At 69.7% G+C, this 21201-nt stretch carries 17 protein-coding genes; 5 read left to right on the top strand and 12 right to left on the bottom strand.

What is annotated here, in order from left to right; all coding sequences use genetic code 11:
• Positions 1 to 19 precede the first annotated feature (19 nt).
• The 7 genes from ACSEEN_RS04390 to ACSEEN_RS04360 all read right to left on the bottom strand — a co-directional run bounded on the left by ACSEEN_RS04390 (position 20) and on the right by ACSEEN_RS04360 (position 7677).
• On the bottom strand, positions 20 to 1942 hold the full coding sequence (locus tag ACSEEN_RS04390; RefSeq protein ID WP_371308688.1) for an ABC transporter ATP-binding protein: 1923 nt from the start codon (positions 1940 to 1942) through the stop codon (positions 20 to 22).
• Complete coding sequence (locus ACSEEN_RS04385) at positions 1939 to 3672, bottom strand: ABC transporter ATP-binding protein (protein ID WP_440712421.1); 1734 nt, start codon at positions 3670 to 3672, stop codon at positions 1939 to 1941. The genes ACSEEN_RS04390 and ACSEEN_RS04385 overlap by 4 nt, the downstream gene beginning before the upstream one ends.
• A gap of 309 nt (positions 3673 to 3981) precedes the next feature.
• Positions 3982 to 4347: a DUF5615 family PIN-like protein gene (locus ACSEEN_RS04380; protein WP_440712420.1), complete on the bottom strand. Its 366-nt coding sequence runs from the start codon at positions 4345 to 4347 to the stop codon at positions 3982 to 3984.
• A complete protein-coding gene (locus ACSEEN_RS04375; protein ID WP_440712419.1) occupies positions 4344 to 4574 on the bottom strand; it encodes a DUF433 domain-containing protein in 231 nt (76 codons plus the stop codon). The genes ACSEEN_RS04380 and ACSEEN_RS04375 overlap by 4 nt, the downstream gene beginning before the upstream one ends.
• Before the next feature lie 153 nt (positions 4575 to 4727).
• The gene (locus ACSEEN_RS04370) at positions 4728 to 5534 is read right to left on the bottom strand and encodes a family 1 encapsulin nanocompartment shell protein (protein ID WP_247865506.1); all 807 of its coding nucleotides are present in this window, start codon (positions 5532 to 5534) and stop codon (positions 4728 to 4730) included.
• 49 nt (positions 5535 to 5583) lie between these two features.
• Entirely contained in the window at positions 5584 to 6612 is a 1029-nt protein-coding gene (locus ACSEEN_RS04365) for a Dyp-type peroxidase (protein ID WP_298442431.1), read from the bottom strand.
• Between the two features lie 99 nt (positions 6613 to 6711).
• Positions 6712 to 7677 carry an alpha/beta hydrolase gene (locus ACSEEN_RS04360; protein ID WP_247865504.1) on the bottom strand — a complete coding sequence of 322 codons (966 nt, stop codon included), beginning with the start codon at positions 7675 to 7677 and terminating at the stop codon, positions 6712 to 6714.
• A 232-nt stretch (positions 7678 to 7909) separates the two neighbouring features.
• Between ACSEEN_RS04360 and ACSEEN_RS04355 the strand changes: the two genes are divergently transcribed.
• Positions 7910 to 9613 carry an FAD-binding dehydrogenase gene (locus tag ACSEEN_RS04355; RefSeq protein WP_440712497.1) on the top strand — a complete coding sequence of 568 codons (1704 nt, stop codon included), beginning with the start codon at positions 7910 to 7912 and terminating at the stop codon, positions 9611 to 9613.
• Between the two features lie 57 nt (positions 9614 to 9670).
• Here the strand turns inward: ACSEEN_RS04355 and pgfA are convergent, their stop codons facing one another.
• The 4 genes from pgfA to ACSEEN_RS04335 form a co-directional block, all read right to left on the bottom strand.
• The gene (pgfA, locus tag ACSEEN_RS04350; protein WP_247865503.1) at positions 9671 to 11296 is read right to left on the bottom strand and encodes a cell envelope lipid trafficking protein PgfA; all 1626 of its coding nucleotides are present in this window, start codon (positions 11294 to 11296) and stop codon (positions 9671 to 9673) included.
• A 71-nt stretch (positions 11297 to 11367) separates the two neighbouring features.
• On the bottom strand, positions 11368 to 12744 hold the full coding sequence (locus ACSEEN_RS04345) for an ABC1 kinase family protein (RefSeq protein ID WP_247865502.1): 1377 nt from the start codon (positions 12742 to 12744) through the stop codon (positions 11368 to 11370).
• 95 nt (positions 12745 to 12839) lie between these two features.
• Positions 12840 to 13406 (bottom strand): hypothetical protein, encoded by a 567-nt coding sequence (locus ACSEEN_RS04340; protein ID WP_440712418.1) that lies wholly within the window; start codon positions 13404 to 13406, stop codon positions 12840 to 12842.
• A 75-nt stretch (positions 13407 to 13481) separates the two neighbouring features.
• Complete coding sequence (locus ACSEEN_RS04335) at positions 13482 to 14963, bottom strand: hypothetical protein (RefSeq protein ID WP_440712417.1); 1482 nt, start codon at positions 14961 to 14963, stop codon at positions 13482 to 13484.
• A 289-nt stretch (positions 14964 to 15252) separates the two neighbouring features.
• Between ACSEEN_RS04335 and nadB the strand changes: the two genes are divergently transcribed.
• Together nadB and ACSEEN_RS04325 are read left to right on the top strand one after the other, a co-directional pair.
• Positions 15253 to 16818: an L-aspartate oxidase gene (nadB, locus tag ACSEEN_RS04330; protein ID WP_440712416.1), complete on the top strand. Its 1566-nt coding sequence runs from the start codon at positions 15253 to 15255 to the stop codon at positions 16816 to 16818.
• 113 nt (positions 16819 to 16931) lie between these two features.
• Positions 16932 to 17831, top strand: a complete 900-nt coding sequence (locus tag ACSEEN_RS04325) for a hypothetical protein (protein ID WP_440712415.1) — start codon at positions 16932 to 16934, stop codon at positions 17829 to 17831.
• Between the two features lie 13 nt (positions 17832 to 17844).
• On the opposite strand, the gene ACSEEN_RS04320 is transcribed toward ACSEEN_RS04325, so the two are convergent.
• Positions 17845 to 18717, bottom strand: coding sequence for a helix-turn-helix domain-containing protein (locus tag ACSEEN_RS04320; protein ID WP_440712414.1), 873 nt, complete (start codon positions 18715 to 18717; stop codon positions 17845 to 17847).
• A 111-nt stretch (positions 18718 to 18828) separates the two neighbouring features.
• Between ACSEEN_RS04320 and ACSEEN_RS04315 the strand changes: the two genes are divergently transcribed.
• Together ACSEEN_RS04315 and ACSEEN_RS04310 are read left to right on the top strand one after the other, a co-directional pair.
• Complete coding sequence (locus ACSEEN_RS04315) at positions 18829 to 19650, top strand: acyl-CoA thioesterase domain-containing protein (RefSeq protein WP_440712413.1); 822 nt, start codon at positions 18829 to 18831, stop codon at positions 19648 to 19650.
• 67 nt (positions 19651 to 19717) lie between these two features.
• The gene (locus tag ACSEEN_RS04310) at positions 19718 to 21187 is read left to right on the top strand and encodes an FAD-binding protein (protein ID WP_440712412.1); all 1470 of its coding nucleotides are present in this window, start codon (positions 19718 to 19720) and stop codon (positions 21185 to 21187) included.
• Positions 21188 to 21201: the final 14 nt, after the last annotated feature.

Here is a 21201-nt window from a genome sequence, read left to right as displayed (position 1 = left end):
GGAGGCGTTGGTCACGCTCTCATTCGACGGCACCCGCGAACTGCGCGTTGTAAAGCCGGAAGTACGCGCCGCGGGCGGCGATGAGCTCGTCGTGCGTGCCCTGCTCCACGATCGAGCCCTCCTCCATCACCACGATCAGATCCGCGTTCCGGATGGTCGACAGGCGGTGGGCGATCACGAAGCTCGTACGGTCGCCGCCGGCGCCGCGCCGCAGGTTGGCCATCGCCTGGCTGATCAGCAGCTCGGTGCGGGTGTCGACCGAGCTGGTGGCCTCGTCCAGGATCAGGATGGTCGGCTGCGCCAGGAAGGCGCGCGCGATGGTGATCAGCTGCCGCTCACCGGCGCTGACGCCGCCGCCCTCGTCGTCGATCACCGTCTCGTAGCCGTCGGGCAACGTGCGGACGAAGTGGTCCACGTGACTCACCCGGGCCGCCTCCATCACCTGCTCGCGGCTCGCGGACGGATCGCCGTAGGCGATGTTGTCGTAGATGGTGCCGCCGAACAGCCACGAGTCCTGCAGCACCATGCCGGTGCGTTCGCGCAGGTCGTCCCGGGTCATCTTCGCCGCGTCGGCGCCGTCGATCAGAATGCGTCCGGAGTCCACCTCGTAGAACCGCATGATGAGGTTCACCAGCGTGGTCTTGCCCGCGCCGGTCGGCCCGACGATGGCGATCATGTGCCCCGGCTCGGCATCCAGCGACAGGTGCTCGATGAGCGGCCGGTCCGCGCGGTACCGGAAGCTGACGTCGTCGAACACGATGTGCCCGGTGTCGGTCGCCGGGGTGATCGGCTCGGCCGGATCGGGGGACTCCTCGGGCTCGTCGAGCACGTCGTAGATGCGCTCGGCGGAGGCCACGCCGCTCTGCATCAGGTTGAACATCGACCCGATCTGGGTGAGCGGCTGGGTGAACTGGCGCGAGTACTGGATGAAGGCCTGCACCTCGCCGAGGCTCAGCTGCCCGGAGGCCACTCGCAGACCGCCGACGACGGCCACCGCGACATAGTTCAGGTTCCCGAGGAACATGATGGCCGGCATGATGATGCCGGAGATGAACTGCGCCTTCCAGCTCGAGGCGTAGAGCGCCTCGTTCTGTTCGTCGAAGACGCGCTCCACCTCCTCGCGGCGCCCGAACGCCTTCACGATCTCGTGTCCGGTGAAGGTCTCCTCGACCTGCGCGTTCAGCTTGCCGGTGGAGCTCCACTGGCCGATGAAGTGCGGTTTGGAGCGTTTGGCGATCATCGCCGTCGCGATCACCGCGAGCGGCACCGTCGCGATCGCGATCAGCGACAGCAGCGGCGAGATGGTCAGCATCATGATGAGGATGGCGATGACCGTCAGGATCGAGTTCAGCAACTGGCTGATGGTCTGCTGCAGGCTCTGCGACAGATTGTCGAGGTCGTTGGTGACGCGACTGAGCAGATCGCCGCGCGCGGCGGCGTCGTAGTACGAGAGCGGCAGCCGGTGCACCTTGGTCTCGACATCGGCGCGCAGCGCCGCGATGGTCCCGACCACCACCTGATTCAGCAGATACGCCGACAGCCAGCCGAGGATCGCCGAACTGACGTACAGGACCAGCACCGTCGTCAGCACCCGGCCCACCGCGCTGAAGTCGATACCGTGGCCGGGGACGACGTTCATCGACGAGACCATGTCGGCGAAGGTGTTCTGTCCGTGGCTCCGCAGCCCCTCGACGGCCTGCTCCTTGCTGATCCCGGCGGGCAGACGACTGCCGATCACGCCCTCGAACAGCAGATTGGTGGCATCGCCGAGGATGCGCGGGGCGATCGCGGTCAGCGTCACCGAGCCGACGATGGACGCCAGCACCACCAGCAACCGGACCCGGTACGCGCCGAGCTGCCCGACCAGCCGCCGCAGCGTCGGCCCGAAGCTCTTGGCCTTCTCCTGCGCCGGGGCCATCCCGGGCGGGCCGCCGCGCGTCACGACGCCTGTCCGATCGCCAGCTGGGACTCGGCTATCTCCGCGTATGTCGGACACGTCGCCAGGAGTTCGTCGTGGGTGCCGATCCCGGCGATCGCACCGCGATCGAGCACGACGATCTGGTCGGCGCCGGTGATGGTCGAGATACGCTGGGCGACGACGATCACCGCCGCCGCGCGGGTGGCCGGTGCGAGCGCCGCCCGCAGCCGGGCGTCGGTGGCCAGGTCGAGTGCGGAGAAGGAGTCGTCGAACAGATAGATCGACGGCTTGCGGATGAGAGCGCGGGCGATGGCGAGTCGTTGGCGCTGGCCGCCGGAGACGGTGGTGCCGCCCTGGGAGACGTCGGTGTCCAGCCCGTCCGGCATGGCCCGCACGAAGTCGGCGGCCTGCGCGATCTCCAGCGCCTCCCAGACCTCGTCGTCGGTGGCGTCGATCTTGCCCTGGCGCACGTTGTCGGCGACGGTCCCGGAGAACAGGTACGCCCGCTGCGGCACCAGTCCGATGTGGTGGCGGAGTTCGTCGGGGTCGGCGTCGCGCACATCCACCCCGCCCACCGACAGCGCGCCGCCGGTCACGTCGAGCAGCCGGGGGATCAGGTTGATCAGGGTGGTCTTGCCCGAACCGGTGGACCCGACGATCGCGGTGGTGGTGCCCGGCGCGGTGGTGAAGCCGATCCCGGACAGCACCGGGGCGGTCGCCCCGGGGTAGCGGAACTCGGCGTCGTCGAACGTCACGATCGCCGGATCGCCGGTGATCGGCACGGGGTCGATCGGCGGCTTGACGGAGGTCTCGGTGTCGAGGACCTCGCAGATGCGATCGGCGCAGACGCCGGCGCGCGGGGCCATCATCGCCAGGAAGCTCGCCATCATCACCGACATCATGATCTGCATGACGTAGCTGATCATCGCGGTCAGATCGCCGATCTGCACGTTGCCCGAGTCGATCTGCTTGCCGCCGAACCAGAGCACCGCGATCAGCGTCAGGTTGGTGATCAGCATGACCGCCGGGAACATCAGCGCCATCATCCGGCCGACGCGCAGTGAGGCATCGGCGAGACTGCGGTTGGCGACGTCGAACCGCTGCGTCTCGTAGCGCTCGCGGACGAAGGCGCGGACCACGCGGATGCCGGTGATCTGCTCGCGCAGCACCCGGTTCACGTCGTCGATGCGGGCCTGCATGGCGCGGAAGCCCGGGATCATCCGGGAGATGATCAGGCCCATCGTGATGCCGAGGACCGGGACCGCGACCACCAGGATCCACGAGATCGACAGTGCGATCCGCATACCCATGATGATGCCGCCGATACCCATGATCGGGGCCATGACCAGGATCGACATGCTCATCACCGCGAGCAGCTGAACCTGCTGCACGTCGTTGGTGGTGCGGGTGATGAGCGACGGCGCCCCGAACTTCCCCACCTCGCGGGCGGAGAAGTCGTCGACGCGGTGCATCAGGTCGTGCCGGATGTCGCGGCCGGCGCCGAGCGCGGCGCGGGCACCGAAGTACATCGCCGACACCGAGCAGATCACCTGGGCTGCCGAGATCAGCAGCATCCAGCCGCCGGTCGAGAGGATGTAGCCGGTGTCGCCCTTGGCGACGCCGTCGTCGATGATGTCCGCGTTGAGCGTCGGCAGGTACAGCATGGCGGCCGTGGCCACCAGTTGCAGGCCGACGACGGCGGCGATGTTGGGGGCGTACCTCGCCAGGTAGGTGCGCAGCAGGCGGATCAGCACTCGTCCACCCTACGCATCGCCCCCGACAGCGGCGAGGGGATTAGCGGCCGATCCGTGCGCCCGTCAGCGGGGCCGGATTCCGCTCGCCGGAGGATTGCCCGGAATGCCCGTCCGGCGCCCGCGACGGCCGGCGCGGGACCGCGACACCCGACAAGAAAAGCGACACCCGCGCCTGTCGCTTCGGCGCAGGTGGCTGGGCGAGGTGTTTCTCGTAGGAAGGACCGACGGAGTCGCCGTCGTCAAAGTTCCCGCGCTGAACGGTCGTGCTTCATGGTGAGTTCCGCGAGCTCTGCCGCTCTATCGGCCGGCTCAGATCGGAAGTCGCCGAATACGAATCTTCTCCTCGCCCAGCACGACTACGGCGCCCGCGGCGAGGTCTTCGGCGACGGCGGGCAGGTTGTCGAGCAAGAGTCGTGCCTGGTCGGCGGCTCGACGGTCCGCGGCGCGCCGGATCAGTACGAAGGAGGGCGAGGTCGCTCCGCTGCGTGCCAGCAGGGTGCCGAAGTCGGTGTCTGAACTGACAAGGATTCGGCCTGACTGGCTTGCATGCCTGATGACCTCGTCGTCGGAGGATCCCTGGAGGCTCAGATCCCGGACGTGAACTGCGGAATACCCGGCGGCATTGAGGTGCTTCGCGACGAGCGGTGACAGATTCTCGTCGAGCAGGAAGTTCACGCCGAATGGCGCAGCGGAAGCTCTCGCTCCCGCACGGCCTCGGCGGCGTAGCGGAGCGCTTCGGCGACGTCGGCGACTTCGAGGTCAGGATGTTCGGCGACGATCTCCTCGGCCGTCATACCGTCCGCGACCATGGCGACGACGCTAGCGACCGGCATGCGCAGTCCGCGGATGCACGGCAACCCGGCCATCAGCTCGGGGTCGATGGTGATTCGAGCGAATCTCATGGACCCACTGTACTTCCGGACCGCGGCTGATCAACCCGTCCGGCGCCCGCGACGGCCGCCGCGGGACCGCGACACCCGACAAGAAAGCGACACCCGCGCCTGTCGCTTCGGCGGCGGGTGTCGCTTCGGTGGAGCGGGTGTCGCTCGCGCGGGCTACTTCGCGGGGCGGAGCGGGACCGCGGCCTCCGGGGTGTAGGTCAGGAAGGTGAACGACTCGGTGAAGTACAGGTTCACCACGTCCGCGTCGTGCGAGTCGTAGCCGATCGAGACGTCCTGGCCGATGGCCAGCTCGAAGTCGCCGCCGCGGGTGCTGATCAGCACCGCGCCGCTGATGGCCGGCGCCCAGATGATCTCGCCGTCGGTGAGGATCCGCTGCAGGTGCTCGCGCACCGGGTAGCCGTCGTTGACGGTCTCGTTGACCTCGGCGTACAGGTCGGCGCTCAGGACCAGCGAGTACGGTCCGTCGACCGAACTCAGGCGCATCCGGTTGATGGCGGCGCTGACCGCGTCCGGGAAGTCGACGGCGTCGGCGGGCAGGTCGAGCGCTTCGGACGCGGCGGCCTCGGTGATCCCGGTGATGCCGGCGGCGGCGAAGCCCTCGAAGACGGCGGTGTCCTCGGCGCGGGCCAGTTCACTGGCGCCCCGGACCACCGGGTCCCAGTCACTGTCCGACGCGCCGCGGTCGACGTCGTCGATCGCCTCGCGGGTCACCGTGAACGGCACCTTCAGTTCCACCAGCGGCTGCGCCTGGCGCAGAAACGCCTGGATCCCGTCGGCGGGGGAATCGATCTTGGCACGACGGCCCCGGGTCACGGAGTCGACGTCGAGCCCGAGGGGGCCTTCGACGTCGACGACGCGCCGCGCGGCGCTGTTGCGGGCGAACGAACGGGTGGCTTCCTCTTCGATCGCGTCCCAGGCGGCGGACGAGATGGGGGCGAGTTCGCGGTGCAGATTGTTCATCGGTACTCCTGGGTTGATCGGGTGGACGGGTGTTCGGGAGGCGCCGCGGTCACCGGCGGCGGAGGCTGCCGATGCCGAGCGAGCCGTCGGCGGGCCGGACCGGTGCGGCCGGTGCGGGTTCGGCGGGCGGCGCCGGGGTGGTCGCCGGGGCCGGCGGCAGGGCGTCGAGGAAGTCGGCGCACGGTGCGAAGAACTCGCAACCGGTCACCGCGGTGGTGAAGTCGAGCAGCGCGTCGTAGTTGCCGGGCGGATCGCCGATGAACATCTTCTCCAGCATGGTGTCGGTGACGTCCGGGGTCTTGGAGTACGCGATGTAGTAGGTGCCCTTCACGCCGGTGCCGGAGGCATCGCCGTACGGCATGTTGTCGCGCACGATCTGCAGCTGGTTGCCCTCGGCGTCGTTCACCTGGTTCACCGCGATGTGCGCGTTCACCGGCTTGACGTCGTCGTCCATCTCCACGTTCTCCGACTTGCTGCGGCCGAAGACGTTCTCCTGCTGTTCGACGGTGATGCCGTTCCACTTGGCCATGTCGGTCTCGTAGCGCTGGACCGTGATGTAGCTGCCGCCGGCGAAGGCCGGATCGTCGGCCGGACCGACCTGGATCGTGTCGACGGCGGCCTGGCCCTCCGGATTCTCGGTGCCGTCGACGAAGCCGGTCAGGTCGCGCAGGTCGAAGTACCGGAAGCCGTGGATCTCCTCGATGGTGCGCACGGAGTCCCCGAAGTCGGCGGTCAGCAGCTGGCCGACCTCGTAGCAGACGTCCATCGTCTGGGCCTTGATGTGCAGCAGGATGTCGCCGGGCGTGGCCGGAGCCGTGTGCACCTCGCCCACGTAACCCTTGAACGGGCGCAGCAGTTTGGGGCGGGCGCCGGCGAACAGCCGGTCCCAGGCATCCGAGCCGATGCCGGTGACGACGGTCAGGCGCGCATCCGGATTCCGCGAACCCACCGACCGGACGCGGCCGGAGAGTCCTTCCAGGGTGTCCCGGACCCGGTCCTCGCCGCCCGGTTCGATACCGAGGGTCAGAAAGATCGCGTATTTGGACTTCACGGTGAGGATGGTCTGCCCGGCTGCCATGACCCCAGCCTATCGCCAGTACGACCTGCGGAACGGCCGAGGCCGGGCAATCACTACGGATTGCCCGGCCTCGGCCGTGTCATTGGTCCTGCGTCGCGATCAGAAGAACGCGGGGCGGAAGGTGGTGGCCCAGGACTCCTTGAAACGGGCCTGCCAGTAGTCCCACCAGTGCGCGCCGTCCGGCGTGATGTGAGTGGTCAGACGCACGCCCGGCACGGTTGCGATACGCGCGATGTACAGCTGGCTCGACGTCGACGCGGCGACCTCCAGCGGCACCATCTGCGCGAACTTCACCGGGTTGAAGCCGGGGTTGCCCGGGGTCAGCGAGGAGTCGTAGCGGCTGCCGACGCCGGTGCCCGAGGACACGTAGACGCGGTGACCGGCGAGGTTGCCCGCGGTCAGGAACGGGTCGTTGGCGGCCCATTCGCCGGCGGGCCAGATGCCCCACATGTTGGTCGGGTTGCCGCCCATCTCGGCGACCGAGGCCTGAATGCCCTGGTTGAAGCCGGGCATGGTCACGGTCGGGTAGCCCGAGTACGACGCGACGGCCTTGTAGAACTGCGGGTGGCGCGAGGCCAGGTTCAGGGCCGCGGTGCCCGACATCGACAGGCCGGCGATGCCGTTGCGGCGGTTGTCCGAACCGTGGTTCTTCTTCATGTACGCCGGCAGCTCGCGGGTGAGGAAGGTCTCCCACTTGTTCAGGCCGAGGTGCGGATCGCGCTGCTCCCAGTCGGCGTAGAAGCTGCCGCCGCCGCCGAACGGAATGGCGACGTTGGTGCCCTTGCCGCGCATCCACTGCGCGACGTCGGTCTCGAGCAGCCAGCCGCTGCTGTTATTCGGGGCGCGCAGGCCGTCGAGCAGGTACAGCGTGGGCTTGTTGTTGCCGCCCGCGCTGATGATGCAGACGGGGACCGCGCGGTGCATGGCGGCCGAGTGGACACGCTCGACGCTGCCGGGGCAGGAGCCGCGGGCCTCGGCGTGCGGCGCGACGGCGGCCGCGCCGCCGAGCGCGGTAGCCGTGGCCAGGGCGACGGCGAGCAAGCGCTTACGGGCGCTGGAGAACATAGACAATCCTTTGGCGATCTTGGCCGACGCCGGCCGCGGTCGTATCGGTGCGAAACCCCCGAAGTTTCGAGCGCGCCCCTCGGGCGTGCCTCCACAGGGTACTAGGGCCCGGGATTTCGCTCGAGTCGAAGAATAACGGACCGATAACGGCCAAGCAAAGGGCCGGACACCGCCGGACAGTGGATAGGCTGTGCGATGAGCCACAGTGGTGGCGCAGAAGTTCGGGGAAGGAATGGCCGTGGGCGAACAGAGACAAGCCGATGCGATCGTCGTCGGTTCCGGGCTGGCGGGCCTGGTGGCGACCTACGAGTTGGTGCAGGCGGGTAAGCGAGTGCTCGTCGTCGATCAGGAGAACCGAAACAATCTGGGCGGGCAGGCGTTCTGGTCGCTCGGCGGCATCTTCCTGGTCGACAGTCCCGAGCAGCGGCGGCTGGGCATCAAGGACTCGCCGGAACTCGCCCTGCAGGACTGGCTCGGCTCGGCCGGCTTCGACCGCGAGGACGAGGACTACTGGCCGCGCCAGTGGGCGCGCGCCTATGTCGACTTCGCCGCGACGGAAAAACGCCAGTACCTGCGTGATCTCGGTCTCAAGTTCACCCCGGTGGTCGGCTGGGCCGAGCGCGGTGGCGGATTCGCCGACGGCCACGGCAACTCGGTGCCGCGCTTCCACATCACCTGGGGCACCGGCCCCGAGGTGGTCCGGGTCTTCGCCGAACCGGTGCTGGCGGCCGAGCGCGCGGGGCTCGTCGAGTTCGCCTTCCGTCATCGCGTCGACGAGTTGATCGTCGAGGGCCGCGAACCGGGTGCGCCGGACGCGGGCGACGGGGTGGTGGTCGGCGTCCGCGGTGCGGTGCTCGAACCGACCGACGCCGAGCGCGGGACCCCGAGTTCCCGTGTCGAGACCGGCGAGTTCGAACTGCGCGCTCCGGCGGTGATCGTCACGACCGGTGGGATAGGTCACAATCACGAGATGGTCCGGGAGAACTGGCCCGTGGAGCGGCTCGGACCGGTGCCCGAGCACATGATCGCCGGTGTCCCGGACTACGTCGACGGCCGCATGCTGAAGATCGCCGAGGGCGCCGGGGCCAACCTGGTGAACCGCGACCGCATGTGGCACTACACCGAGGGCATCCACAACTGGGATCCGATCTGGACCGATCACGCGATCCGCATCATCCCGGGGCCGTCGTCGCTGTGGCTCGACGCCGACGGCAATCGGCTGTCCGCCCCGAATTTTCCGGGTTTCGACACCAACGCCACGATGAAGGCGATCCTCGCGACCGGGTACGACTACTCCTGGTTCGTCCTCACCGGCGACATCATCGCGAAGGAGTTCGCGCTGTCCGGTTCGGAGCAGAACCCCGATCTCACCGGGAAGTCGCTCACCGCCGCCGCGAAGAGCCGGCTGGCGAAGGGGGCGCCGGGACCGGTGCAGGACTTCCTGGATCACGGCATCGACTTCGTGGTGCGCGACACCCTGCCGGAGCTGGTCGCCGGGATGAACGAGATCGGCCGGGGCGGGCACATCGACCTGCAGGAACTCGAGCGCACCATCTCCGCCCGCGACACGCAGGTGGAGAACGGCTACGCCAAGGATGCGCAGATCATGGCGATCCACAACGCGCGCAACTACGCCGGTGACAAGATCACCCGCGTCGCCAAGCCGCACCGCATCCTCGACCCCGAGTGCGGGCCGCTGATCGCCGTGCGCCTCAACATCCTCACCCGCAAGACCCTGGGCGGGCTGGAGACCAACCTCGACGCGCAGGTGATGCGGCCCGACGGGAATCCGTTCCCCGGGCTGTACGCGGCCGGCGAGGTCGCCGGTTTCGGCGGCGGCGGCGTGCACGGCTACAACGCGCTGGAAGGAACCTTCCTCGGCGGCTGCATCTTCTCCGGCCGGGCGGCCGGGCGGGCGGTGGCGCGCCGCTCCTGACCCGGAGCGGTACGTCGAGAGGCCGCGGTCCCCGGGACAGTGGCCTCGCGACCGCGGCTACGGGCGCTCGTGCCTGCCGTGCTGGTCGGTCTCCGGGGTGTCGTAGGCCGTCGGCTCCTCCGGCGCGAGCGGTTCGCCGAAGGCGAGCGGCTCGGTGTAGGCCGCCGGTGCGTCGTACGCGGGCCGCTGGAAGACGGACGTGTCGATGACGAAGTCCTCGATCGGCACGATGACGGTCGGCTCCTCCGGCGGCAGGTCCACCGGGATCGCCGCGATGGGATTGTCCAGCGGACGGAACTCGTCGGCCGGCGCCGCCGGCTCGAGGGGATGGTCGAAGACGATGGTGTCGACGGTGTCGTCGATCTCCGGCTCGCCGCCGGGGACCGGTGGCGCCCAGTACTCGTCCGCGGCGGTCGGTGCGGCGGCGAACGCGGCGGCCGGTGCACCGGGCCCGGGTTCGGGCTGCGGCGCGGCCGCGGTCGGATCGTCGTCGACGGGCGCGGCGAGATCCGGACCGGAGCCGCCGTCCCCGCCGGTGCCGTCATCGCCCCGGCGGCGGCCGCGGAAGAGCAGCAGGCCCCACACGGCCAGCAGCAGCGCACCGACCACCCCGAGGACGATCGGCAGCGTGGTGCCGCCCAGTTTCAGCAGGCCGCGGTAGTGATCGGCACGCTTCACCTGCTCGGCGACGGTGGTGTCGGACCACTTGAAATCGGCCTTGAGCGCATCCATCCGGAACTCGGTCACCGCGGCGGGGACGTCGCCCGGGTCGTCGGGGGACTTGAAGTACTGGTGCTGCGCTTCGAGGCCGTCGACGATGGTGCCGGTGGCCGGCTCCACCCACACCTCGCGCACGGCCGAGGCGTACCGGTGCATGGTGACCGGGGTGTTCGGCTTGATGCCGCGGCCGGTGATGCCCCACCACTTGGCAGGCATGGTCAGGATGGTGCCCAGCGCGGCCTCACCCTGCGGATTGGGCAGGTCGGACAGATCGGTCTCGGGGACCTCGGTCTTGAAGTGGTAGACCTTCAGCCCGTCGATGGTCTTCTCGTCGACGAAGCTGGCGACGGTGTCCTGCCGGGTGTTCAGGTCGTAGTAGTAGTAATTCCGCTTCTCGACGCCGAAGCCGAACTTGTACTGGAAGCCCTTCCGGTTCTCCAGCGGCACCGAGACGTCCTTGACCGACTCGCCGTCCGCGGGCGCCTCCATCTGGAGGAAGCTCACCTTGCCGTTGGGCACCGAGGTCTTCCGGTCCACCGACACGTGGTCGATGCTCGCGGTCAGCAGACCGTCGTCACACTTGCGTTCCTCGCCGGCCGGGGCGACGCTCGGCGTCTTCTCCTGCCCGTCGGCGTCGCGGATCCGTTCCACCAGCACGGTCTGCGCGGACTGCAGCGTCGCCTGCTCGGCGTTCGACGGCTCCACGATGATCGACCGGCGCTGCTGCTTGAGGTTCACGTGCAGCTGGGCGGCCTTGGACTTGGCGATGGAGCAGCGGTCGAAGATCACCGCGGGGAAGCGGTCACCGGCGCCGCCGCTGGCGATCGAGCTCGCATCGGAGGTGATGTCGAGGTCGAGCGGGACCACCTTGAGCTTCGGCACGAGGTATGTCGGAATGGTGATCGCCGCAGCGATGCATGCGAGCCCGAGAAAGGCCAGCAGCGCCATCCAGAAACGTCTCATGTGTTCGGCTCCAAGCAGCAGGGGTCGTCGGTACGGACCACATGTGGGTCCAGACTATTAGGTCGCGGCGTTCACCGGGTCTGTCCGCCCCGGTCGGCGCGGCGGTCGCGCTCGGCTTCCTTCATGATTCCGGCCATGTAGCCGTAGATCTCCCGGTCCGAGATCGCCTTCCAGCGCGGCGCGAGGAGCTTCATGTACTTCTCCACGTACAGCAGCTGTTTGCCGACCAGCACCAGCTCACGCGGCAGCCGCGCGTCGTGCGCCTTGGCGACGGCGGCCAGCTGGCGGCCCAGATCGGTGTAGCTCATCGAGCCCATCTCGGTGGTCGAGAGCGGAACGGTCACCTTCTTCAGGTCCTCGCCGCCCTTGGCCGTCGACCCGGGCTTGTGGACGGCGCCGAGCAGGAAGATCGCCCGGCCGGCGGATTCGTAGTCCTGCTTGACGATCAGATCGACCACCAGCTGGCGCAGGATCCGGCGGGTGCGGGCGTTGAACCGCCCGACGATGCCGAAATCGAGCAGGACGAGCTTGCCGTCGTCATCGACCAGGACGTTGCCGGCGTGCAGATCACCGTGGAACAGCCCGCCGTGGAACGCCGAGTCCAGCAGGGAGAGAAGGAGATTGCGGCACAGTGCCTCGCCGTCGTGCCCGGCGGCACGAACCGCGGCGACGTCGTCGATACGGACCGCGTGGATGCGCTCCATGGTCATCACGCGCGCGGTGGTCAGGTCGTGATAGACCTTCGGGACCCGCACCCGGTCGCCGAACGGCCCGGGTTGCAGGCACTCGAACCATTCCTCCATGGTGGCGGCCTCGTTGCGGAAGTCCAGTTCGGCGTTGAGGCCGTCGGCGAAGTCCTCCACCACGTGGCGGGCGCTCAGCATGCGGCCGTACTCGGACAGTTCGACGAGGCCGGCGAGTCGTTCCAGGATGGCGACGTCGGGCGCGAGGCGGTCGGCGATCCCCGGTCGCTGGATCTTGACCACCACCTCCTCCCCGGTGCGCAGGGTGGCGGTGTGGACCTGAGCGATCGACGCGGACGCGATCGGCTCGTCGTCGAAGGTCGCGAAGACCTCGTCGGCGCCCTGGCCGAACTCCTCGGCGATGATGCGGTGCACGTCCTCGGCGGACGCGGGCCGGACCCGGTCGAGCAGCGACTCGAACTCCTCGGACAGCGCCGGGGTGAAGACTCCGGGGCTCGACGCGATCAGCTGACCGAGCTTCACATACGTGGGACCGAGGTGCTCGAAGGTCACGCGCACCTCGTGCGCCACGTTCTTCTTGGTCGGCGCCTTGCCGTGGATCAGGTCGTTCGCGGTGGTCGCCAGGAACCGGCCGACCCCGAAGGCGGCGTGTGCCGCGGTGGAGGAGAATCGGGTGACCTCCGTGGCCGCGGAGACGGCCGGCAACTGCTCCCGGACGTCGTCGTCGACAGGCTTCTCAGTCATCACCGTTCCGTATAGTAGTCCGCGCCCGTACCGATCCGGATTTTCGTGACCTGCGTCAATGCGGCGGATGCGCGACGGGCCGGTCACGCCGGCCGTCAGAAGTGCCAGGTGAAGCGATACCAGTCACCGGTCACGTGGGCGTAGCTGATGCCGCCGTCGTTCGGGTCGGAGACCGGGACACCGACCGCGTCCGGGACGTAGGCCCAGCCGACGCTGTCGATGAATCCGCCGGGTGTGTAGAAGAGGCAGGTGCCGTCGTCGAGCCGCCGGGTGCGGTCGACGCGCACGGCGCCGTGCCAGGACTTTCCGCCTTCGGCGCACTCCTGCGCGGCATCGGTCAGGGCGCCGCGGGAGACGGCGAAGACCGCCTGGCCGGGCACCTCGAGGAACGCCAGGACAGCCGTCACGACCACGATGATCGGGGCGATCAGCGTGAGCCGCCAGGCGCGGTAGCGGACGGCGCCGACGATCGCGAAGGCCAGCCAGAGACCGCCGGCCACCAGAAGGCCGACGTAGGCGGCCAGCCAGCCGAGGAGATCGAGCCATTCGGCGTGTACGGCCAGGAGGATCGCGCAGAAGACGGCGGCCAGCGCGGCGGTGACGATCGTGGCGATCGTCCACCAGCGGGCGGCCGGGCGTTGCGGCGGCGTTGTTTCGGACATTGCGGTGGAGGGTAGCGAACCGGCGCACCCGATGAGGTCGGGTGCGCCGGTTCGGCGTGCCTGCGCGGCCGGGCGTCAGCCCAGGTCACCGGCCGACGACGTATCGGTCGACGAAGACGTATCGGTCGACGACGTGGTGTCACTCGCGGTCGTGGTGTCGCTCGCGGTGGTGGTGTCGCTCGCGGTCGACGACGAGGTATCCGAGGTGGTCGAGTTATCGGCCGCGGTCGTGTCGGTGGACGATTGCGAGTTATCGGTCACGGTGGGTGCGGTGGCGCTCGGCGCCGCCTCCGCGGTGGGCTGCTGCGGCGCCGGAGTGACGACCGGGCCGGTGGTGTCCGAGGTGGTGGTCGCGGCCGAGGGGGTGACCGGGGTCACGGTGTCGAGGCTGACGGCGGCGGACGTCAGATTCGGCGTCTGCGTCGGAGTGCTCGGAGCCGCGGTGGCGGTGGTGCCGTCGGTGGCGGTGGTGCCGCTGTTGCCGATCGAGCTGATGCCGCTCTTGATCGAGTCGACGACGCCGCTCAGCCACTGGGGCAGATCGCTCTCGACGCCGGTGATGTTGCCGTCGGCGTCGACGTTGAAGCGCACGATGTCGCTGCGGAACTCGGGGATCAGATTGGTGCCGAAGATGTCGAGCATCGATGAGGGCATGCCCGCGGTGCCGAGAAGCGGCAGGAACTGGTTGTTGTAGGCCATCGAGCTGAGGCCGATGTCGAGCGGGTTCTTGATGGCGTACACGGTGGTCGGGCTGGTGTCGGTCGTCTTCTGGAAGATGAACAGCACGCTGGTGCATGACTGCTGTGTCTCGCCCTTGACATTGCTGATGGAGGCTTGCGCGTACAGGGCGGTGCAGATGGTCTTGTCGAGATTGACCGGGTGATTGATGTCGGTGCCATCGCTGGTCTGCGCCGAGGCGAAACCGCCGAGTGCCGTCGCCCAGGTGCTGCGGCTGGCGAGCGACACCGCGGAAGTGATGCTGAGCGGCAGGGCCCGCGCCTTGGACGTGGTCTGCGGCGTGAGGTTCATGGCGATGGCGATACCGCCGGGTGCGCCGTTGGCGTCGGCGAGTGAGTTGCTGCCCATCGCGGTGGCGATGGCGCCGCTCAGGGGAGTCATCGTGGTGGCGTTCGCGACCGCCGTCGCACCGTTGATGGTGATGGCGCTGTTGTAGCCGCTGCCCGAGATGGTCGCGCTTCCCGTGCCGGGCAGTGCCGCGATCAGGCCGCGTGCCGCGGCTCCGTTGAGGTCGCTGAGGGACGCGTCCATCCCGAACAGCGGCAGGATCTTGTCGGCGACCTTCGCGACGATGGAGGCGCTGGCATTGGTGCAGTCGGCCGAGCCGTTGAACTGCGACGCGTTCGGCTTGTTGTTGTAGGCCCGCACGACGGTGGGACTCTGGCCGGCGACGCACTGCACGGGCGAGCCGAGCATGGTGTCGGCGTGGGCGGTGGCCTGCGGACCGATGGTGCCGGCGAGGACTCCGGCGGCCAGGCCGACGGCGGCCAGGGAGCCGGCTTTCCGGCGGGACGGACGAGACAGAGAGGCGAGAGACATGTATGTGACCCGTTTCACGAGAGATGGGAAAAGTGACAGAGCGCTCGGTCAGGAAATCTAGCAATGTTCGTTATCAGAAGTAATTTGCCAGCAGGCAGATGCCGGATATGTACCGTTTTCGCGGAAAAATTAGGACTAAAGTCCCTGCTTTGCTTGGGTTGGTGAAGCTTGTTCTGGTGTCACCCGAGCGATTTGTGACATCGCGGCATCCGGTGCGAAGTCTCCGCCCGACCCGTTTTCGATCATGAGTCGATAACCTGGTGATCGATGCGACGAAGGGTGCAGGGCGATGAGCGGTGAGCGACGAGCCGACCTGGTGGTGGTCGGTGCGGGCGTGGCGGGGCTGACGGCGGCGCTGACCGCGGAGGAATCCGGGCTGCGGGTGGTCGTGCTGAACAAGGGCCGCGCGTGGCGTCCCGAAGAGCTCGAGCAGTCGACGTCGACCTTCTACGCGCAGGGCGGCATCGCGGTGGTGGAGCCGGACAATCCGGAGGACAGTGTCGGGCTCCACGTGCACGACACGCTGCTCGCCGGAGCCGGGCTCACCGCCGAGGAACCGACCACCGAGATCGTCGCCGCCGGCTGGTCCGCGGTGAGTCGCCTGGTCGGCTGGGGTGCGCGCTTCGACACCGGGCCCGACGGACGCTTCCTGCGCACTCGCGAGGGCGGGCACAGCGTCCGCCGCATCATCCACGCCGGCGGCGACGCGACCGGTGCGCAGGTGCAGGCCGCCCTCGGCGCGGCGCTCGACGGCACCGGCGTCACGGTGCTCGACGATGCCCGCGCCACCGGGATCCTCGTCGCGCCGGGCGGCACCGCCGCCGGGGTGGCGTACACGGGTCCCGGCGGCGACGGGGCCGTGTACGCGCCCACCGTGTTGCTCGCGACCGGCGGAGTGGGGCACCTCTACGCGGCCACCACCAATCCGGCCGGGGCGACCGGCGACGGCATCGCGCTCGCGCTGCGGGCCGGTGCCGAGGTCGCGGATCTGGAGTTCATCCAGTTCCACCCCACGATGCTGTACGTCCCGGGCGCGCGGGGACGTCGCACGCTGGTCAGCGAGGCGCTGCGCGGCGAGGGCGGGCGGCTGGTCGACGCCGACGGCGAAAGCGTCACCGCGGGCGTGCACCCGCTGGGCGATCTCGCACCCCGCGATGTGGTCGCGCGGGCGGTGACCGCCGCGATGGCCCGCACCGGCGCGCCCTGCGTCTACCTCGACTTCACCGCGATCGCGGACTTCGAGCGCCGCTTCCCGACCGTGCTGGCCGGCGTCCGGGCGGCGGGCGTGTCCACCGACGACGGCCGGCTGCCGGTGCTGCCCGGCGCGCATTACCTGTGCGGCGGCGTGGTGACCGACACGCACGGCCGCACCCGGATCGAGGGGCTGCTGGCGGCCGGCGAGGTGGCGCGCACCGGTCTGCACGGCGCCAACCGGCTCGCCTCGAACAGCCTGCTCGAGGGGTTGGTGATGGGCCGGCGGGCCGCGCGAGTCGCGGTCACGCGCCGCGACGAGCCCCTCGCCGCCGCTCCGGTCGAGGTGCCTGCGCGCCGCCCCGCCGCCGATCGCACCGAGTTGCAGGACCTGATGTCGGCGCGGGTGGCGCTGCGTCGCGATGCGCCGGGCCTGGCGGCCGCCGCCGAGTTCCTTCGCGCCGCTCCGCTCCGGGAACAGACCGAGCGGGCCGACACCGAGGACGCCGCCCTGACCCTGACCGCGCGCGCCGTCGTCGCCGCGGCGACGGCCCGCACCGAATCGCGCGGCTGCCACTATCGGGCCGATTTTCCGGACGCCGCGGACTCGGCGCCGTCGCGCCGCTTCCGGCTCGCCGGGGAGGAGATCGTCGCCGCCCGGTAGCGTGACCGATGCCCTGGTTGTCGGCATGTCCTACCCACTTGTCGGCCGGACTTCGTAGACTGCACCCGAGCGGGGGACTCTCGGGGCCGAGGCATGAAGTGAGGTGGAGCAGCATGGTGCGCGCTCGTTGCTGGTCGTCGATCGTCGCCGGGCCCTCTGATCGTGCCGCGCTGCGGATGCCCCCGCAGTCGTCGTGGCTGCTCACTTGCGACCTGCCCGACGGTCATCCCGGATTCCACGCCAGCGACGGCGGTCGTGGCGGCACCGCCCGTCGCGCGTGGCTGCTCTGGGGGGATTTCGCGCGGACCCCGCAGGCGTGCCGCGAGCTCGCCCCGTGCGAGGGCCGGTCGATCGACGCCGCGCAGTGCACGTTGTTCGCCGGGCACGGCGGGATGCACCGCTTCCCGGCGCTGCGGCCGATCTCGGAGCCGCTGCCGGTCTCGCCGCCCGCGCCGGAATCCCGGCCCGCGCCGCGGCCCGTGCCTGCGCCCGCACGGCCGCCCGCAGCCGCACCGCCGCCCGCACCAGAGCCGATAGCCGTGCCCGCGCCGATACCCGTGCCGCCGGCCGAAGGGGTGGAGATGACCAAACAGCACAAGGACGCCAAGCCCGGCAAGCGCCGGAAGAACAAGGACGCGCCCGCCGACGCACCGGTCGATGCCGCGTACGCGACGCCGATGATCCAGGTCAACGACTACGCGGACCTGAGCCGGACGTCGTTCATCGAGGTGATCGGCCCGGACGGACAGAGCCGGACGGTGGTGGCCCCGGTGACCTCCGCGCCCGACCCGCGGCCGCAGCCGCCGACCGTGGTGAACGGTTCCCTCGCCGAACTGGAACGGGCCACCGTCGTGGCCGCCGCGGACACGGCACTGGCCGCCACCTCGGCGGCGGTCCGGGCCGCCGACACCCTGCCCGATGAGCAGTCGCTGGTGCGCAGGCAGGTCGGTGATGCGCTGCGCGAGGTGGCGCAGGCGCTCTCGAAGCTCGCCGACAGCCTCGACCCGCAGTAGACGCCGACGCGCGTCACGACCTCGAATCGGCGCGATGCGCGTCGTTCATCGACCACGACGCCAGGATTCTCAGCCGGTCGTGCGAGGCCGTGCCCGGCTCCGCCGACCACATCACCAACTGCTGATCCGGATCGCCGTCGTACCGGAAGCTGTCCCAGTCGAGCGTCAGATCGCCGACGACGGGATGGTGGAGCCGCTTGGTGCCGAACTGCTGTCGCGCCACCCGGCGGGCCGCCCACAGGGCACGGAAGTCCTCGTCGGCGGAGAGCCGATCGACCAGGGCGGCCAGCCGCGGGTCGTGTGGACTGTCGGCCGCGGCCATCCGCAGTACCGCGACGACGGTGCGGGCCACCGAATCCCAGTCGGTGTACAGCTCCCGGATCGCCGGATCGGTGAAGACCAGAACGGCGTAGTTGCGTTGCGCGGGTGGCAGTGTGCCGAAATCGGTGAGCAGGGCGGCCGCCAGATCGTTCCAGGCGACGATGTCCAGATGCCTGCCGAACACCAGCGCGGGCGTCTCGATCAACTGGTCGAGGATCCGCTGCACCTGCGGCCGCACCGGCCGGGCGGTGCGGCGCGGTGAGGCCCGGCGCTGCGACTGCCGGGCCAGCTCGCGGGCGTACTCGGCCTGGTCGTCGTCCAGCGAGAGCACCCGGATCAGCACCTCGAGCACCGACTCGGACGGGGCGAGCCTGCCCTGCTCGACGCGCGTGTAGTAGTCGTGGCTGATCGCCGCCAGGTCGGCGACCTCCTCGCGGCGCAGACCCGGGACGCGCCGGGGGCCGAAGCCGCGTTCGGGGAGTCCGACCTGGGCCGGGGTCACGTCGGCGCGCCGGGCCCGCAGAAATGCTCCCAGTTCTCGCAGGTGCGGCGCCTTCTCGGTCATGTCCTCGAGGCTAGGGCATCACCGGGCGGATGTTCCTGGGAGAAATCCTTCCCAGGAACACGCGGGGGCCGGACTCTACGATCGAGAGCGGAGGGGAATGACGGGAGAGATATGACGCTGGCGCTGTTCGATCGGGATTCCTCGGGCGCACTGGTGCCGCGCGACATCGCGGCGAGCGGCTGGGGCGAGGCCCAGATGCGCGGGCTGGCGGTGAGCGGGGCGCTGGCGCGCGGCGTCGAAGCCGAGATCGCCGCCCTCGGACGGGACGGCCTGCGACCGGCCCGCTGGACCCTCGACCTGTTCCGGCCCGTCGGCATGGCGCCGATCGAGGTCGTCACCGAGGTGGTCCGCGCGGGCCGTCGTCTCTGCCTGGTCGACGCCGTGCTCCGTCAGCACGGAAAAGCCGCCGCCCGGGCGAGCGCCCTGTACCTCGCGCCGAACGATGCGGTGAACGGCCGGGTCTGGTCCCCGGAGTCCGGGGTGGTCCCGCCGCCCGGACCGGAATGTCGTGCGGAGGGCCTGGAACGGCTCTATCGCACCGACGCGACCGACCGGTGGCAGCCGCCGTGGGAGACACCGCAGGATGCGAGCCGGACGCACGCCTGGCAGTACCCGGTGCCGCTGGTCACCGGCGAGGAACTGACCCCGTTCCAAGCGCTGGCCGGTGCCGCCGACGTGGCCAACGCCGCCCTCAACATGGGTACGCGCGGGCTGGAATACATCAACGCGGACGTCACTCTGCACATCGCACGACTGCCGCGCGGACTCGAGGTCGGCATGTCGTCGTCCGATCGCGTCGAGGGCGACGGTGTGATGACCGGCGTGGTCTCGCTGTACGACCGGGAGGGCGTGCTCGGCCTCGCCGCCATCACCGGCCTCGCCAATCCCGCCGCCGCCGTCGATCTCCGCCGGTTCGGCGCGCACACCGTGTAGAACGCGGGGCCTCGACTCGTGACGGAGAGTGGAGACACGCACTAGAACGTGTTCTAGTCTGGACGGCATGAGTGGTCTGGACCTGCCCGAAGTCATCTCCGTCGACGACGTTCCCGCGTTCTCCGACGAGGTCGACGTCCTCGTCCTCGGCGCCGGGATGGGCGGCTGCTGCGCGGCCCTGGAAGCCGCGCGCGCCGGAGCCTCGGTCCTGGTCCTGGAACGGTCCGCCGCGGCCGGCGGCACCAGCTGCCTCGCCGGTGGGCACTTCTACCTGGGCGGCGGCACCGCGGTGCAGCGGGCGACCGGGCACGACGACACTCCCACCGAGATGGCGAAGTACCTGACCGCCGTCTCCCGCGACCCCGAGCACGACAAGATCGCCGCCTACTGCACCGACAGCGTCGAGCACTTCGGATGGCTGGAGGCGCTGGGCTTCGAATTCGAGCGCAGCTACTACCCCGAGAAAGCGGTGATCCAGCCGCAGACGCAGGGCCTGATGTACACCGGGAACGAGAAGGTGTGGCCGTTCCGCGAACAGGCTGCCCCGGCGCCGCGAGGCCACAAGGTGCCGGTGCCCGGCGACACCGGCGGGGCCGGCCTGGTGATCGGCCTGCTGGTGGAACGACTGGCCGAGGCCGGTGCGCAGATCCGCTACGAGACCGGCGGGCGGCGGCTGGTCGTCGACGGCGACCGGGTCGTGGGCGCCTACTGGAAAGACGTGAACGGGAACGACGGTTGTATCCGCGCCGGTGCGACGGTGATCGCGGCCGGCGGTTTCGTGATGAACCCGGACATGGTCGCCCGGTACACCCCCCAGCTGGCCGAGAAGCCGTTCACGCTCGGCAGCACCTACGACGACGGGCTCGGCATCCGCCTGGGCGCGTCGGCCGGAGCCGAACTCAAGCACATGGACCAGGCCTTCATCACCGCGCCCGCCTATCCGCCGTCGATCCTGCTGACCGGACTGATCGTCAACGCCGAGGGCCGCCGTTTCGTCGCGGAGGACTCCTACCACTCGCGGACCTCGGGCTTCGTGATGGACCAGCCGGGAGCGAAGGCGTATCTGATCGTCGACGAGGCGCATCTCGAACGGCCCGAGTTCCCGCTGGTGCCGTTCATCGACGGCTGGGAGACGGTCGACGAGATGGCCGACGGCCTGCACCTCGACCGGGCCGCCCTGCGCGCGACCCTGGACCGGTACAACACCTACGCCGCGCGCGGCGAGGATCCGGACTTCCGCAAGAGCCCCGAATTCCTGGCCGCGCAGGACACCGGGCCGTGGGCCGCGTTCGACCTCACCCTCGGCACCGCGCTCTACGCCGGGTTCACCGTCGGCGGCATGTCGGTCACGGTCGACGGCCAGGTGCGCCGCCCCGGCGGGACGGTGATCGACGGCCTCTACGCCGCCGGGGCGTGCGCGGCGAACATCGCTCAGGACGGCAAGGGTTACGCCAGCGGAACGCAATTGGGCGAAGGCTCGTATTTCGGTCGGCGGGCCGGCCGACACGCGGCCTGTGCCCGGTCTTTCCCGGTGTGACCTGCGGCGTAGCC

Source organism: Gordonia marina, from assembly GCF_052036135.1.
Classification (GTDB): domain Bacteria; phylum Actinomycetota; class Actinomycetes; order Mycobacteriales; family Mycobacteriaceae; genus Gordonia.
The sequence above is the reverse complement of the archived record's forward strand: the minus strand, read 5'-3'. Positions and strand labels throughout refer to the sequence as shown.

What these genes read in the sequence shown, in the direction of transcription:
- ACSEEN_RS04375 (WP_440712419.1), bottom strand. Translation starts at nt 4,574, where the DNA reads ATGAGATTCGCTCGAATCACCATCGACCCCGAGCTGATGGCCGGGTTG.
- ACSEEN_RS04370 (WP_247865506.1), bottom strand. Translation starts at nt 5,534, where the DNA reads ATGAACAATCTGCACCGCGAACTCGCCCCCATCTCGTCCGCCGCCTGG.
- ACSEEN_RS04365 (WP_298442431.1), bottom strand. Translation starts at nt 6,612, where the DNA reads ATGGCAGCCGGGCAGACCATCCTCACCGTGAAGTCCAAATACGCGATC.
- ACSEEN_RS04360 (WP_247865504.1), bottom strand. Translation starts at nt 7,677, where the DNA reads ATGTTCTCCAGCGCCCGTAAGCGCTTGCTCGCCGTCGCCCTGGCCACG.
- ACSEEN_RS04355 (WP_440712497.1), top strand. Translation starts at nt 7,910, where the DNA reads ATGGCCGTGGGCGAACAGAGACAAGCCGATGCGATCGTCGTCGGTTCC.
- pgfA (WP_247865503.1), bottom strand. Translation starts at nt 11,296, where the DNA reads ATGAGACGTTTCTGGATGGCGCTGCTGGCCTTTCTCGGGCTCGCATGC.
- ACSEEN_RS04345 (WP_247865502.1), bottom strand. Translation starts at nt 12,744, where the DNA reads ATGACTGAGAAGCCTGTCGACGACGACGTCCGGGAGCAGTTGCCGGCC.
- ACSEEN_RS04340 (WP_440712418.1), bottom strand. Translation starts at nt 13,406, where the DNA reads ATGTCCGAAACAACGCCGCCGCAACGCCCGGCCGCCCGCTGGTGGACG.
- ACSEEN_RS04335 (WP_440712417.1), bottom strand. Translation starts at nt 14,963, where the DNA reads ATGTCTCTCGCCTCTCTGTCTCGTCCGTCCCGCCGGAAAGCCGGCTCC.
- nadB (WP_440712416.1), top strand. Translation starts at nt 15,253, where the DNA reads ATGAGCGGTGAGCGACGAGCCGACCTGGTGGTGGTCGGTGCGGGCGTG.
- ACSEEN_RS04325 (WP_440712415.1), top strand. Translation starts at nt 16,932, where the DNA reads ATGGTGCGCGCTCGTTGCTGGTCGTCGATCGTCGCCGGGCCCTCTGAT.
- ACSEEN_RS04320 (WP_440712414.1), bottom strand. Translation starts at nt 18,717, where the DNA reads ATGACCGAGAAGGCGCCGCACCTGCGAGAACTGGGAGCATTTCTGCGG.
- ACSEEN_RS04315 (WP_440712413.1), top strand. Translation starts at nt 18,829, where the DNA reads ATGACGCTGGCGCTGTTCGATCGGGATTCCTCGGGCGCACTGGTGCCG.
- ACSEEN_RS04310 (WP_440712412.1), top strand. Translation starts at nt 19,718, where the DNA reads ATGAGTGGTCTGGACCTGCCCGAAGTCATCTCCGTCGACGACGTTCCC.